This window comes from Paenibacillus sp. sgz302148 (genome assembly GCF_056120465.1).
Window position 1 is genome coordinate 1 of the sequence record NZ_JBVYOJ010000002.1, and the last position, 16209, is coordinate 16209.

Genomic DNA, 16209 nt, shown 5'->3' on the forward strand with positions numbered 1-16209 from the left:
CCGAAGGAATAACTCCGCTCGACTTGCATGTATTAGGCACGCCGCCAGCGTTCGTCCTGAGCCAGGATCAAACTCTCCATTAAAGAAAAGCTGATTTGTGCTCAATTTATTGCTGGTTTGACATATTTGCGATACATTTGTTCAGTTTTCAAGGAACTTATTTCGTCACTTCGTTCAAGCCGTTAAGCTTGTCCGTTCGTGGCGGAATTTCATATTATCATGTCTTCAAGCGAATTGCAAGTGTTTTTTACTTTTTCTTTTCAACTCGCTCACCGCTGTTGTGAGCCGGTAAGAAATAATTTATCACAGATCGAGCCCGCTACGCAACAGGTATTATTTCACACTTGAAATCACTCGTTTCACAATGCAAAAAGAGCGCCATTAGGCGCCCTCCAGCAGTCGAATCAATTCATCTTCATCCTCAATGACCGGGATGCCCAGCTCCTTGGCTTTCTCCAATTTACTACCTGCGCTTTCACCCGCGATGACGAAATCGGTTTTTTTCGAAACGCTTCCCGTCACTTTGGCGCCGCACGCCTCGAGCTTTTTCGCCGCTTCGTCCCGTCCCATCGTCTTTAACGTACCGGTTAAGACAACCGTTTTGCCATTAAAGATATGATCCGTATTCGTAATAACCGGTTTAGCCGCCGTTTTGGGCTGGACGCCTGCCGCGAGCATTCGCGCAATGCTAACCTTCATGAGGGGATCGTTAAAGAAGGACACGATGCTCTCTGCCACAATGCCGCCGATGTCAGGCAATGCGATAAGCTCCTCCGACGTGGCGTTCATCATGGCCTCGAGACTGCCAAAATGATCGGCCAACACCTTGGTCGTTGTTTTGCCCGTATTCGGGATACCTAGCGCAAACAAGAAGGAGGCCAAATCCCGTCCTTTGCTCGTTTCAAAAGCGGCCAGCAGCTTGTTCGCCTTCTTCTCGCCGAAACGGTCGAGCTTGATCAGATCGTCGAAGCTGAGCGCATAAAGATCCGCCGGATCGCGTACGCCAAGCTCCGCATATAATTGTTCCGCTGTCGCAATGCTGAACGTATCGATGTCCATCGCATCACGAGAGGCAAAATGGGTGATCCGCCCGATCAATTGCGGTTTGCAGCCCAGACGATTGTTGCAAAAAATATGCGCGCCGCGCTGCTCCAGCTCCGAGCCGCAGGCCGGGCATTCCGTCGGGTACACGATTTCTTCACCGTCTTGCTCTTCCGTTACTTTGCCCAATATTTCAGGAATAACATCATTCGATCTGCGGATAAAGACACGGGAGCCCAAGGCGAACTTCAAATTTTTGCGTTCGATGTCGCCGATATTGTTCAACGTGCAGTTCTGAACCGTAACGCCGGCAAGTTCGACGGCTTCCACACGGGCAACAGGCGTCAGCTTGCCGGTACGCCCCACTTCCCAGGATACGGACTCGAGCACCGTCGTCGTTTCCTCGGCTTCGAATTTGAAGGCGCAAGCCCAGCGCGGGAATTTATCGGTGTAGCCGAGCACTTCGCGAGTCCGCATGTCGGCCACCTTAACAACCGCACCGTCGATCAAATAGTCAAGCGAATCGCGCATAGCCGTAATCCGGTCCAGCTCGGCCTGCACTTCTTCCATCGAATCCAAGAAGTAGATGACGGGATTCACTTTAAAATGATTGTCGCGCAAAAACTGCGTCATCTCCCGATGATCCGTAAATTGCAGCGAATCGGCATAGCCGACATTGTATATGAAAGCATCCAGCTTGCGTTCGGCCGTTATTTTCGGATTCTGGTTGCGAAGTGCCCCGGCTGCTGCGTTCCGTGCGTTTTTGAGCGGCTCCGCTGCCGCTTCGTTGTATTTCTCGAGAACGGAGAGTCGCATGATGCCTTCGCCTTGCACTTCAACGACGCCTTCACTATAAGGAATGGTCAGCGGGATGGAACGGATCGTCTTGACCTGTGCCAAAATCCCTTCGCCCACCGTACCGTTGCCGCGCGTTGACGCTTGAACTAGATTCCCATGGTCATACGTCAGATTCAGCGTCAGACCGTCGAATTTCAATTCGACGACGTAAGAAGGTGCAGGCAGAGGATGATCCGGGTTATTCGTATTGTAGTCTGCTACAAGTTTCTTCACCCTTTGCTCCCATGCAAGGAGATCTTCTTTGTTCTGCGCTTTGTCCAGGCTCCACAATCTCGCCAAGTGACGGTGCTCGTCGAAGCCTTTCAACAGCTCGCCGCCAACCCGCTGCGTAGGGGAATGCGGAAGAACGGCCCCCGTCTCTTTCTCCAAAGCAACGAGTTCATCGTACAGTGCGTCGTATTCCTTGTCGCTGATTACCGGTTGGTCGAGCGTGTAGTAATGGTAGTTATGCTTGTTGATTTGCTCGATGAGCCGCTGCATCTTTTCCATTAAATCTGCCACTGAACATTCACCCTTTCATAGTTACTTGCGATTGAATATTTGAAGTTAGGGACTTCACGCTTTTTTAATCGGCGCAAAAGCTGCCAATAAACGTTTGATGCCAACCGGCGCTGGAAAAGCGATCTGCAGTTCCATGTCGTCACCCGTTCCTTTAACGGCGACAACGGTGCCTACGCCCCATTTGCCATGCGCCACTTTGTCTCCGGTCTGAAAATCGGCGTTATCCCGCTGTGCTCCTGCAGCTGCCGGGGTCGAAACCGTGACGCGCGCTCCGGAGGCGGTACTGCTAGAGCCGCCTATCCCTCCGCTCGTGCTCGTCCCAGCTACCACTCGCGGTCTCCAACCGGAATCGCGGTCACCGAAGCCGGAACCCCCGCTTCCACCGCCGCTGCCGAATGAGGAACCGCCCGAGCGGCCGAAACGATCGCGCACAGGAGATACGACCTCCTTGACCGCATCCGGAATTTCCGCCAAAAAGCGCGACGGCGCATTCGCGGAAGTACGCCCGAACAACGTGCGCATGCGCGCGCAGGTCAGAAACAGCTCCTGTTCCGCTCTCGTAATGCCGACATACGCGAGCCGCCTTTCTTCCTCAAGCTCTTCGTTGTCCATCTGGGCACGGCTGTGCGGGAACACGTTTTCCTCCATGCCGATAATGAAGACGACGGGAAACTCCAGACCTTTGGCGCTATGCATCGTCATGAGGGTGACGGCGTCTTTGGTTTCCTCGTCTTTATCCATGGAATCGATGTCCGCGATCAGTGCCAAATCCGTAAGGAAAGCGATGAGCGATTTGTCGTCGTTCCGCTTCTCGAAGTCGATCGTCACGGACAGAAACTCTTCGATGTTCTCGAGCCGCGCTTGCGACTCCAGCGTATTTTCCCGTTTCAGCTCTTCGCGATATTTATTAAGCTCCAGCATCTTCTCCGTCAGTTCTGTTACGGACAAATAATCGACCATCCGGCACAGATTTATGATCATATCGCGGAACTCCGTTAGCGCCAGCTTGGTTTTTCCGGAGATATCGAGACCTTCCATGTTCTCAAGCACCGCAAAAATCGAAGTTCCCCGCACTTGCGCCGCATCCGCCAACTTCGAGATCGTCGTATCGCCGATTCCGCGCTTCGGCACGTTGACGATCCGCTCCAAACTTATATCGTCATCCGGATTAGAGATGAGCCGCAGATACGCAAGCAAGTCCTTGATCTCTTTGCGGTCGTAGAACTTGATGCCGCCGACGATCTGGTACTGGATTTCCGATTTGATCAAAATTTCCTCGATCACCCGGGACTGGGCGTTCGTCCGGTACAAAATCGCATGATCGGCGTAGTTGCGCCCCGCTCTGCGGTTTTTGCTAATCTCGCCGGTGACGAAATACCCTTCCTCGTGCTCGGAATCGGCCTGGTAGACCTTAATTTTGTTGCCTTCGCCTTTGTCGGTCCATAGCTTCTTCGGCTTGCGGCCGGTATTCAGCTTGATGACCTCGTTCGCTGCGTTCAGGATGTTCGACGTCGATCGGTAATTTTGTTCGAGAAGGATGATGCGGGCGTTCGCGTAATCTTTTTCAAAGTTCAAAATATTCGTGATGTCCGCCCCGCGCCAGCGGTAAATCGACTGGTCGCTGTCACCCACGACGCAAATGCGCTTATGCTTGTCGGCAATCATCTGGCAAAGCAAATATTGCGCGCGGTTCGTATCCTGATACTCGTCGACATGGATGTATTGAAACTTATTTTGGTAAAAATCGAGCACTTCCGGCACTTTCTTGAACAGATCGATCGTCGTCATGATCAAATCGTCAAAATCAAGGGAATTGTTGCTCTTAAGTCGCTTCTGGTACATGGCGTAGACTTTGGCCACGATACCCTGGAAGTAGTCGCCGATCTTCTGTTCATACAATGCGGGAGTGATCAATTCGTTCTTGGCGCTGCTGATTTCCGATTGCACGGCTTTAGGGTCGATTTTTTTCGTGTCGACGTTTAATTCCTTCATGCAATTGCGAATGACGGACAACTGGTCGGTCGAATCGAGGATCGTGAAGTTCGAGGTGTAGCCGATTCGTTCGATATCGCGGCGCAAAATGCGCACGCACATGGAGTGGAAGGTCGAAACCCATATATCCTGGCCGGACGGCCCGACCAGCTTGCCAACCCGCTCTTGCATCTCGCGCGCCGCTTTGTTGGTGAAGGTGATCGCTAGTATGCTCCATGGCGCCGCTTTGCGAGTGGCGATCAGGTAAGCGATTCGGTGCGTCAGAACCCGCGTCTTGCCGCTCCCTGCGCCGGCCATGATAAGCAGCGGTCCTTCCGTCGCTTCGACGGCCTGCCGCTGTGGCGGGTTCAACCGGGATATGGCTTGTATAATATCGATAGTATCGTTCATTTTATTGCAACCTTTCTATATTGACTCTAACGAGCTGCTCAGTGAATCATAGGTCAATGGCAGCCCGCAGATGGGATTTATTGCGGTCATTTGGGTGACTGCGTAAGGAGCCAGCCCTTCAACCTTGGGAAGAGGCTACAGCCTGTACCGTTTCCAGCGCCCGCTCGATGTTATCGTAGATGATGTTGCCGACGATGATCGTGTCCGCCGCTTCAGCGGCTTGGCGTGCTTTGTCCAAGCCGTCAATGCCCCCGCCGTAGAACAACCGTGCTTGCTTCAACGTCGACTTCGTCCGCTTCACTACATCCATGTCGCCGAACGTACCGCTGTATTCCACGTACACGATCGGGAATGTAAACAATTGATCGGCAACTTTGGCATATGCAGCAACGTCTTCGGCATTTAGTTGGACATTGGCTTCAGTCAGCCTTGCCACGGTCGAATGGCCATTAAGGATAATGTAGCCTTCTGCCAGGACTAAGTCCCAAGGCAACGATGCCCCGAATGCCTTTACGGCCCGTTGATGGTGCCCAATGATCCAATCGCCTTGGTCGGTATTGAGCACAACCGGAATAAGGTATAAGTCAAACCCGGGCACGATGGCTTCGGGATCGGATACTTCCAGCACGCAAGGCAGCTCATATCGGCGAACACGAGCGAGCAAATCCACGGTATTCTCATAAGTAACGCCGGTGGAACCGCCTACCATAATCGCGTCGGTCCCCGACATACACAGCTTATCCAAATCGTCGTCGGATATCGTCCGGTCCGGGTCTATTTTAAACAAATGCCGCCATGCAGCGATTTCATTTCTCAAAAAGTGGTCCCTCCATAGCGTCATGTTTCGTCGTGTATAACTTTAGTCTATTTCAGGGGGTAAGGGCTGTCAAATGGTATGTTATTAGTATAACACCAGGAACGTTTGTTCGTAAATGTTTCAACGGAAATCAAAAGAGCTGGAGAATTCTCCCCAGCTCCTTGGCAGCGCCTATTCCATGTTACTCAAATAAAAAATATGATAACTTTCATTCCCACCGTTGTCCTTTACGACGGCAAAAAACTTGTGAAGCCCCTTAGACAAATAACCTATATTGACAGGTTCGAAAGATCCGTCATCTAGACTTAACCCTGTCTCGATCGAATGGAAACCATCCAATTCCTGATCATCGATCATTTCATTATTGTTTTTATCATCCCAATAATAGAAAGTCATCCATGCATTAGCTTCGGAAATAGCTCCCGGCAATCCGTAAACCTGAATCTGACCGTTGCCATCATCCTCAAATATGACTTGTTCCCCGTTTAATTGGGCCGGCGTTGTATCCGTTTTATTCGTTGCAATATATCTGAAATCCGCAAGCTTGATTCCAGAAAGATCTTCAAAATACGGAGGCGGCAAAAATGAGTACTCCACCGTCACATAGTCATCCTCTTTAACCGCCTTCTCCAAATGAAGAGTAAACTGATCAAAAACGCCTGTTGGTTTATCAACTGTTACTGCAACTTGTACCCCATTAACCTTCACGACGAAATTATCGGGTCTTGGGACATTAATATGACTCATGCATTCGTTAAAATATATGGTAAGTTCTTTTCCTGACACTTCAAGCCTCAACACCTCTGGCGCTGTATGGTCAATAGTAAAGCGATAAACGAATTCCTCTCCGTCCGTCCCGATAATAGTAAGTACGTATTTTCCCTCATCTGAAATCGGCATTCCCAATAGATAGCCGTTCAAGGGAATACCGTTCCTAGTCAATTCTGCACTTTGAATATAGGGGTCTGGATTTTTATATCTGGAGTCCGGCATTAGTGTTCCAGCGTAAGAAAATATCGGATTCGGATCAAATAAATCTGTAACGATCGCAATCCAAAAATGCACAACCGTAATATTGTTGGAATCATCTGTAACAGTAAGCTCGTACTCTCCGGGCAGATGAATAGTTTGGCCGAGTCGGTAATCTGCTACCACTCTCCCGTTCCTCACCAATTCTACACTGGCAATATCTTGATCAATCGAACTTGGGGTAATATCGCTGTTATAGTTCGAGTTATCATTTACCCCGTCGATTCTCGGTGGAGTTCGATCCGCCGTTCGCCTTTCTTCCGCCGCGGCAACAGATCCCCAGGCTGGCGCACCAATCAAATCGGCCGTTTCGGCAATAACCGCATAATAATATGTTTTGCCAGCTTCCAAGGTATCGTCAGAATCCTTATATGTGGTTGTATTAGCCGGAAGGCCAACAACGATTGGTTGATAATCGAATATATTATTCGTCGTGCTCCGCAGAATGGAGTAATACTTAACCCCCGACGAATCACTGCTTCCCCATGAAATCACGTTTTGAATTCCGCCCGACTGATTTGGCCGTTCATCGTGACTTTCAATATTTAAGAATCCAATTGAATTCAGAACAATTGAAATCCCCGGAAATACTTTGGCCATATGCCCCATGTCATCTAATGCATAGACTTTATAGTGCCCTGCAATTAGCCCATGCGTACTGACATAAAAGGTCCCTTGCTCTTTTGTAGTTGATACTTGCGCCGTACCTCCCTCGATGACAAGCCCATCCAAGGCTTCCTTAGTCATAGGAAATAGCGAACTTTTAACCAAATATACAGCGGCCGCTTCAGGAGCGCTGACGGCTACAGGTACTTTTTCCCCTACATGTAAATTTCCTACGCTAACCTGAATTGGCGACATTGGTACTCTTTTAGCTTCAAATAGAACCAGAGCATCAATGAGACTTTTCATCTCAATGTCAACAAATAATTGCGATACTTGAGTAGAATCCACCCCAATTTGGGCCCTTTCAATAGCAGTTCGGATAGCTTGTTTAGAACCATCCTCGTATTGTCCAGGATCCGTCCCCTCTATAGCCGTGCTATGAACTTGTCGGGCAAGATTTATCGCTTCCTGCAAATATGTCTTGTCTGTTGAAACTACGCTTCCCTTAAATTTCTCCAACGCTTTCGATAATGTTAGGGAACTGAAGTTGATTTGTTCGGATGTCGCCTTGGGATTATCGATCATCTGGGAAGCCTTATTGATTTGCATCTGCAATATTCGCTTCATATCAGCTGTGCTCTGGCCTGGCGCTGTGCCTTCGGTTACGGAAGCCTGTAGTGTGTTTGCAATATTAAGCGTGACCCCAAGCTTTTCTTTGAGACCTGCAAGCGATACTCTTCTGGATTCTAGCCGGTTCATAATCGTCTTTAATTGTTCAACTGCAGTATCTACTTGCTGCTGTGAAGCATTTATGTTATTAAGCACATTTTGGGCGGTCTGAATCCCCATAAAGAGCTCTATAATGAATTCCTCCGCGTAATTCCCAACGTCCGTTCCAAATACGGCTGAGTTGCGTTTTAACTGAATCGCGGCAATCGCTGCGGATAAAGCTTGTTTATTCACTTCCTGCCCCACGACTTTTTGGGATTCGAACGTTTCAACCGCTTGATTCAAACGCCTTATCGCTCCATCCACTTGTGCTTGGGTTGACGCTGTATCGGAATTCACGGCCTTCGCTTCGATGATAGCTGTGTTCAACACTGCTTTTGAGCCGATCGTATATTGGCCAGGAATAGTACCCTCGATCGCCCCGTCGTGTTTCGCTTGAGCAAAAGCGATAGCTGTAACCAATGCCGATTTATTCACAGGAGCTGCCGTAATCTTCTTGGAGTTAAACGTCGATACAGCAAGATTTAAAGTATTAACCGCGGCGTCTACCTGCTGCTGTGTAGAGCTTGTACTTGCTGCCACACTCTGAGCCATTTGAATAGCTACCATAAAAGTCGATTTCGAGCCAACAGGATATTGTCCGACATTACCACCTTCTATTGCACTATCATGGGCACGCTTCGCCGTCTCAATAGCCGAGTTCAATGCCGATTTATTTAAAATTTGTCCACTCGGATTCTCTCCCGTGTTTCCGCCGGGATTCCCGCCTGGTATGCCTCCCCCGCTATCTCCTGGGGCCCCTCCTCCGCCAGTAGGCAGTCCGCCCCCGCCCGCCGGGGAACCTCCGCTAGGTTGTTTGTTTTCGTCGCCCGTTGCCAGCTTACCTGCAATATTGGCAGTAACACCTTGTTTCATTTCTGTTTGCTTGGGTTTCTTCTCAATCGAAGAGCCTGATTTATTGATCGCCGCCTTGCCAATTTCACCGTCGCCCATTATTTTTACAACAGCATCTAGGACAAGTAACAGTATTCTCGATTCATGCCCAACAAGTATATTATTACCCTCAGAATTGGTTTCGAGATGGAAAGTATCAATAGAGCCCTTAGGGATCTCTATGGAAACCTGATTAGAGTAAACATCTACCGTTTCAAACTGCCCAATTAACGAGATTTTCGAATCTTTAGGCAGCGCATCGGATAATGCTACATGTGTGAAACCTTTACCGCTTACATCAGATTCCTCAAGCTTCGCACCGGATTGCAGCATAATCTCTTTGATTTCTGTTTTCCCTTGTGCAACAATCCGAATGCTGCCATCTTGTTTATTTACGATAACGGAAAGCAGAGTGGAATCTTCAAAATGAACGCTATTCTTCCCTCCGCCCTTTACCGTCGTCGTTCCTTTGACCGTGACGTTTTTCAGAAACACATCGCCGTCGCCAATTCTTTCCGACAGTAACAGGTTACCTTCTATAACTATATTGCGCAGCGTCACGTTCGGAGCACTAACTATAACATCCTTAAGAAGTTTTTCGGTGCCGGTAACAGGTCCATATGTACCTGCTTTATCGTATGTAATCACTGCTGACGGTTGTTTGTATTTCATCGCTCTATCCAATATAACTATCGCCTCTGCACGAGTCGCGGGTACATTAGGCCGAAATGTGTTATTCGCGTAACCACGCATAATGCCTTGGTCGATCACGGCACCTATAGCCCCTTTGCTCCACGCGGGACTACCTTGCGTATCTGAATATTGAGATGCCGAATCAGATGTCTTTAACTTCAAAGCTTTGCTGATCACGACGGCCATTTCTTGTCGAGTGACCTCATTATTGGGCCGAAACGAGCCGTTTTCGTAGCCGGAAATATATCCAGCGGCACTTGCCTTGGTCACATCTTTATAGAACCAGTCCGTCGTTTTAACATCGGTATACTGAACTTCGCTAGTATCCGTGAAATTAAACGATTTATTTACTAGAGTAATAAATTCAGCTCTCGTAATGGTCTTGTTGGGCTTGAACGTGCCGTCTTGATAACCCGAAACCGTTCCATTGGCAAGCCAACTTTGAATTTGCTCCTCTGCCCAACTTCCCCGAATATCGGAAAGCGAAGTTTGAGCAGACGCTGTTCCAAACATTGAAAAGAAAACACAGAATGCTAACATGATGCCCATTACTTTTTTCATTTTTTTGTTTCGAATCACATTTTTACCCCCATTTATGGTTAGAAAATCATACAAAAAAATCCATAAAAATTATATCATAACCTTTTGACATAATATAGTATTTAATATAAAAAAATAGATTGTCCCCCCTCATTCCAAGAGACGATAAAAAATCCCCAGAAGCGAAGCCTTCAAAGGGATTTTTGAGATTAACTATTACTTGTTAATAAATTCTACGAACTGTAAGAATCGTTTCAAAATAACCGCAGCTTCCGCACGGTTGGCATCAGCCGCAGGAACGATCGTCGCATTCGTCTTGCCTTTGATGATACCAGCGTCGATCAATTGTGCGATAGAGTCTTTTGCATAGGTACTGATCGAGGCTTCATCCGAATATGAATTCAGGATTTCATCTGTCGTGCCTGTCGTTTTGATTGATTTGCCCGCGGCATGGAGTGCCCGAGTAATCATCGCGGCCATTTGCTCGCGCGTGATTTTGTCGTTCGGACGGAACGTGCCGTTTTCGAAGCCGTTGACAAGCTTGGCTTGTACGGCAGTATTTACGGAAGCAGCAAACCAATCCGTTGTTCTAACATCCGTGAACGAACCTTCGGATTTGTCGAGCGTAAGGCCTAATGCGCGAACGAGAAGCGTTGCAAATTCGGCACGTGTAATGCTGCTGTCCGGTGCAAAGCTCGTTTCCGTATGTCCTTTGACAAGCAGCTTCGATGCCAGCAAATTAGTCTCATTTTGAGCCCAGTGATTGCTTATGTCAGCGAATGTTTTCTTAGCAGCAACAACGCTGTATACGCTGTTGCCATTACGCTTGATAATAACTTCCGTTTTCCCGTCAGCCGTCTTGCGGAAAATAGCCGGAACGAAGGAAGCTTCGCCTGTTGACGGATCGATGACGACAGCCGTTGCTTCATCGGCATTTACTGCACTTGGAATAACGATGACTCTTTCGACATAAGTACTTCCGAAGTTGTTAACCTCAACGGCTTTGCCTTTCGATTCAGCCGTAACGTTGAAATCTACAGCACCCGACAGAGAAGAAGCGCCAAGGCTTTTGATTGCCGAGTTGACTTGGTCGGCGGATGCCCCCGATAGTTTCTCCATGATCACATAGATGTTCACTTCTTCTGGATTCACGCCAAGACTTTTGGCAAGAGCTTCAACATCGAGCACCCTCACTGGAAGTTGATAAGACGACGATTCAGATTGAACCGAGACCACTGCATCCGGAACGGTTTTCGAAGCTTCTGCCAATGTCTTGGCAGGAATTTCGACTTTCGTAGCGCCTTCGGCATTAGCCACTTCAATCTCAACGACTTTTGCGGCGTTATCGCCCGCTTTGTCGCCTTGTTCTTTAAGCGTTTTGAATGCATCTGCGAATTTGCCTGCATCCAGAATAACTTTAGTCATTGTTACGCCATTTACGGTTTCTTGGGTTACTTTTTGCGCCGATTTGTCCAATTTGACGGTAACTTGATCGTTCGTTACAACGATTTCGTTGTTCGCCGGCGGCGTTGTCTGTGGTGCTGTATTCGACGTCGATCCTGTATTTGCCGGCGGGTTCCCGGTTGGCGGCGGATCTGTTTGCGTCGTTTTTTCTACTGTCAGGTCGGAAGTTGCTACATTTACATCATGCCCGGCGACCACTTTATAGGCTCCGACGGGCGAATCCGAAGGAAGCTTGATTGTCGTCGAAAACTTTTTGTCCGCCGATACTGGCAGTACATCTACGTATAGAACCGTTGCATTAGGGCGAATGACTTTTACAATGACTTCCTTATGTTCACTCGTACCGGATATGACGACAGAATCACCCGGTTTGGCTTTTGGAATCGAATCAATCGTTACCAGCGCACCCGCGAACCCCGAGAGCGGCATTAATGCAAAACATACTGCTATCGTCGCTAGTATTGTAAGCCATCTAATGGATTTGAATTTCACTCGTGTTATCCCCTCTTTCTTAAGGGCAGCAAATTCATGTCATGTCAAAATCGCTGCCCAAGTTGATGTGATCGACTTAAGGAAGAATTTTGGCATCTGCCAAGCTAACCCCGACTGCCGACGGATCACTGCTAAAGCCGCTTAAAACATAAATTTTTACAAAGTACTCCGAAGTTTTTGGAGCATTGAAATGAGCCGTTAGAACTTCGCTTGATGTAATATCTTTTTGGAGAGCTACGATGCTGACCGGCTCCGTACCTTTCATCAATTGGAAAATCACGACTTCGTCGCCGCTATGATCTGCTGCCGCAGTACGTGTCACCGTTGCAGTGGTTGTGATCTGCGTCGATCCTGTGAGGCTGCCCGTAATCACAAACGATTTTTCCGGTGACGGTAAGGCTTCGGACGTTCTGACGCTTTCCGCCTTGCCTGTTTCCTTGATGGAAACATATACGGTTGAAACGTTGATTCCTCCAACAATTTGAATCGTGAGCGCACCGGCTGCGGAACCTTGGGTCGCCGTTCCAATCTCCGTTCCGCCTGTCGCCGCATCGTATACTTTGACTATGGCGTTGGCCGCAACGTTCGCCACGGTGACGGTGTCATCGGCAGTTGCATTGTTTCTTACAGTGATGTCTCCTGCAGCTGGAGGCAGAGATTGTACGACTTTGCTTGATTCAAAGGTTATCACTGCCGCGTTCAACGCGGTTACTGCGTCGTTTACCTGATCTTGCGTTGCCGTTGCGTCGTCTCGCACAGCTACCGCAGCTGCTATCGCCGTTTGCAGCGCCGCTTTCGAGCCGATCGCATACTGACCTGGCAATGTGCCTTCAACCGCCGAAGTATGCGTTGCCTCTGCCGCAGCAATCGCCGACGACAGCACCGTTTTATCTGCTGCCGCGACTTTGCCTGCTTCGAACGTTGTCACGGCCGCGTTCAACGCGATTACTGCGTCGTCCACTTGCGCTTGCGTTGCCGTTGCGTCGTCCCGCACCGCTACCGCTGCTGTAATCGCCGCTTGCAGCGCCGCTTTCGAGCCGGACGCATACTGACCTGGCATTGTGCCTTCAACCGCCGAAGTATGCGTTGCCTCTGCCGCAGCAATCGCCGACGACAGCACCGTTTTATCCACCGTCTCCACGACTTTGCCTGCTTCGAACGTTGTCACGGCCGCGTTCAACGTGTTTACTGCGTCGTCCACTTGCGTTTGCGTGGCCGCCGCATCATCCCGTACAGTCGTCGCTGCTGCAATCGCCGTTTGCAGCGCCACTTTCGAGCCGATCGCATACTGACCTGGCAATGTGCCTTCTACTGCTGCATCGTGCTTCGACAGCGCAGTTGTGATTGTAGACGACAGCACCGTTTTATCCACCGTCTCCACGACTTTGCCTGCTTCGAACGTTGTCACGGCCGCGTTCAACGTGTTTACTACGTCGTCCACTTGTGTTTGCGTGGCCGCCGCATCGTCCCGTACAGTCGTCGCTGCTGCAATCGCCGTTTGCAGCACCGCTTTCGAGCCGGGCGCATACTGACCTGGCAATGTGCCTTCTACAGCTGCATCGTGCTTCGACTGCGCAGTTGTGATTGCAGACGACAGCACCGTTTTGTCCACCATCTCCACTACTTTGCCAGCTTCGAACGTCATCACTGCCGTGTTCAACACGGTTACTGCGTCGTCCACTTGCGCTTGCGTTGCTGCCACATCATCCCGCACCGCCGTCGCTGCTGCAATCGCCGCTAGCAGCGTCGCTTTCGAGCCGGGCGCATATTGGCCTGGCATTGTGCCTTCTACCGCCGTATCGTGTTTCGACTGCGCCGTCGTGATGGCCGACGACAGTGCCGTTTTGTCCACCGTCTCCTCTACTTTGCCAGCTTCGAACGTCGTCACTGCCGTGTTCAACGCAGTTACTGCGTCGTTTACTTGTGCTTGCGTTGCCGTTGCGTCGTCCCGCACCGCTACCGCTGCTGTAATCGCCGCTTGTAGCGTCACTTTCGAGCCCAGCGCATATTGGCCTGGCGCGCTGCCTTCTTCCGCCGAAGCATGCGTTGCCTCTGCCGCAGCAATCGCCGACGACAGTGCCGTTTTATCCGCTGCCGCTACTTTCCCCGCTTCGAACGTCGTCACCGCCGCATTCAACTCGGCTAACGCATCGTTCACTTGCGTTTGTGTTGCCCCCGTATCGTCTCGCACCACTGCCGCCGCATCAATCGCTGTTTGCAGCGTCGCTTTCGAGCCTGCCGCGTATTGCCCCGGCACATTGCCTTCCACTGCTCCATCGTGCTTCAACTGCGCCGCCGTGATCGCCGACGACAGTGCCGTTTTGTCTGCTGCCGCGACTTTGCCAGCTTCGAACGTCGTCACCGCCGCGTTCAACGCCGTTACCGCGTCGTTTACTTGCGCTTGCGTGGCCGCTGCGTCGTCGCGCACCGTAGTCGCTGCTGCAATCGCCGCTTGCAGCGTCACTCTTGAACCTGTCGCATACTGCCCGGGTGCACTGCCTTCCACCGCCGTATCATGTTTCGACTGCGCCGCAGCAATCGCCGACGAAAGTGCCGTTTTGTCCACAGCAACAGCGACAATCTCTTGCACCACCGTCGCAGCCTCATACCCGGTCGCCTCGACCGTTACCGTATGGTTTCCAACGGCGCCAAGCTTGCCGGCAAGTATCGTAATCTTCCCGGATTCCACCGTGTAATCGCCGACGGACAGCGCTGTTCCGTCCACCCTAACAGCCGTAATTTTGCTTCTCCACTCCAAATCGTCCGTGAACGAAAATTCGATGTCGGAAGCCGTGTCGTTGTCCGACGTATCTGCCGTCAGGCTTGGCGCATCATACGTAAACGTCAACCCGGACATGTATTTCGCATCGATGCTGAAAGGCGCATCCGCAATGGCACTGATGCTTAGCTTTGCTTCTGCCGCAGTTGTCGGGGCACCCGGCAGCGTGATTTCATTCCCTCCGCTTGCTGCCGACATTTTCAACGTATACGATTTGCCCGCTTCCAAGCTTCCGGAGGCCAGCGTAAACCCAATGAGCGGGGATCCCGTCGTAGCATCGTAGTTCGGCGAAACCGCCCCTACCGCAATCGTGGTGCCCGCATCGTTGTCCGTAATTTCAAAATCAGCGGCAGTGATGTTACCGGGCGCCATCTGCGACTTATTCAATCCATCGTAAGGGAAATGAACCAATACCATATCCGCCCCGTCGGCCGAAGGCGTGAATGTCGCGATCGGATCATCGGCTTGCAACGTATAAGCGGCTTTCATCGGAAAATCAAACGTTGGCGCAGCAGCGAATTCACCCGGCGTCTTGTTTTCAACCGCAATATCGGCAAATCCGGCGGCCTCGTTCCCGGCCTTATCTTTAATCGGAAGCGATCCAACGGTGTAGCTGACCGTGATCGTGTCGGTTTTCAAAATCATTTCATCGATTTCCAGCAAGACGCTGTTGCCAATTGTGTATGCGTCACTCACCGTTGCCGTCGTGCCGTTGATTTTTACCGCAAAATTGCCAGGCTCCGGCCCCGGTTCTTCCTGGAGCTCTTCATTGAACATCAATAGCAGCGCCCTTCCGTCAGCCGCTTGGCGCACAAGGGTAGGAGCAGCATGATCAATCGCGAAAGCTGTCGTTTTTGTTGTTATCGCTGTCGAGGTTCCATCCGAATCTACAGCTTCGAATTCAATCTCATACATATCGTCCGCGGCATCAATAGCGGCTTGCTGATCTGTATCCAGATCCAATGCCCAAACGTCGCCCGAACTTGCGCTCAAGTTCAGCGCTGCCGGCTTCGCAGCATCCCAGCTGTTGTCCGGTTGCAGATACTTTCCGTCGCCAGTGCGCTTGATGTAAATACCGACACTCGTTACCGTATTGCCTGCCGCTACGGTTACCTTCGTTTCGATTCGATCCACCGTCTGATGCGAACTTTCGTCCGCAGGGCCGGTGACAAGGAACGTCGCATTGCCGACCGGCGCCGCCACCGCGGCTCCCGGCAATACCGAGACGATTGATGATACCGCCATCGATGCGGCCATCACTTGCGCAATGCGCTTTTTGCTCGTGCTAATTTTTACGTGATTGTTTGCCATGTTTCTACCTCTCTCCCAAGAAATGATCTAAAAT

6 protein-coding genes and 1 rRNA gene are annotated in these 16209 nt (G+C 50.4%); all 7 read right to left on the reverse strand.

Translation table 11 applies throughout. The features are described 5' to 3' along the window. Nucleotides 1-83, reverse strand: a 16S ribosomal RNA gene (locus AC0LWM_RS03670); the annotation flags it as partial. Between the two features lie 298 nt (nucleotides 84-381). Further along, the gene (gene ligA, locus AC0LWM_RS03675) at nucleotides 382-2388 is read right to left on the reverse strand and encodes an NAD-dependent DNA ligase LigA (protein WP_474673874.1); all 2007 of its coding nucleotides are present in this window, start codon (nucleotides 2386-2388) and stop codon (nucleotides 382-384) included. A 66-nt stretch (nucleotides 2389-2454) separates the two neighbouring features. Next, a complete protein-coding gene (gene pcrA / locus AC0LWM_RS03680; RefSeq protein ID WP_474673548.1) occupies nucleotides 2455-4782 on the reverse strand; it encodes a DNA helicase PcrA in 2328 nt (775 codons plus the stop codon). Nucleotides 4783-4900: 118 nt separating this feature from the next. Continuing rightward, nucleotides 4901-5599, reverse strand: a complete 699-nt coding sequence (gene pcrB, locus AC0LWM_RS03685; protein WP_474673549.1) for a heptaprenylglyceryl phosphate synthase — start codon at nucleotides 5597-5599, stop codon at nucleotides 4901-4903. Between the two features lie 171 nt (nucleotides 5600-5770). Then, nucleotides 5771-10168 carry an S-layer homology domain-containing protein gene (locus AC0LWM_RS03690; protein WP_474673550.1) on the reverse strand — a complete coding sequence of 1466 codons (4398 nt, stop codon included), beginning with the start codon at nucleotides 10166-10168 and terminating at the stop codon, nucleotides 5771-5773. A gap of 177 nt (nucleotides 10169-10345) precedes the next feature. Next, entirely contained in the window at nucleotides 10346-12085 is a 1740-nt protein-coding gene (locus AC0LWM_RS03695) for an S-layer homology domain-containing protein (protein WP_474673551.1), read from the reverse strand. Nucleotides 12086-12161: 76 nt separating this feature from the next. Then, nucleotides 12162-16175, reverse strand: a complete 4014-nt coding sequence (locus AC0LWM_RS03700; RefSeq protein WP_474673552.1) for a hemoblobin-interacting domain-containing protein — start codon at nucleotides 16173-16175, stop codon at nucleotides 12162-12164. Nucleotides 16176-16209 lie beyond the last annotated feature (34 nt).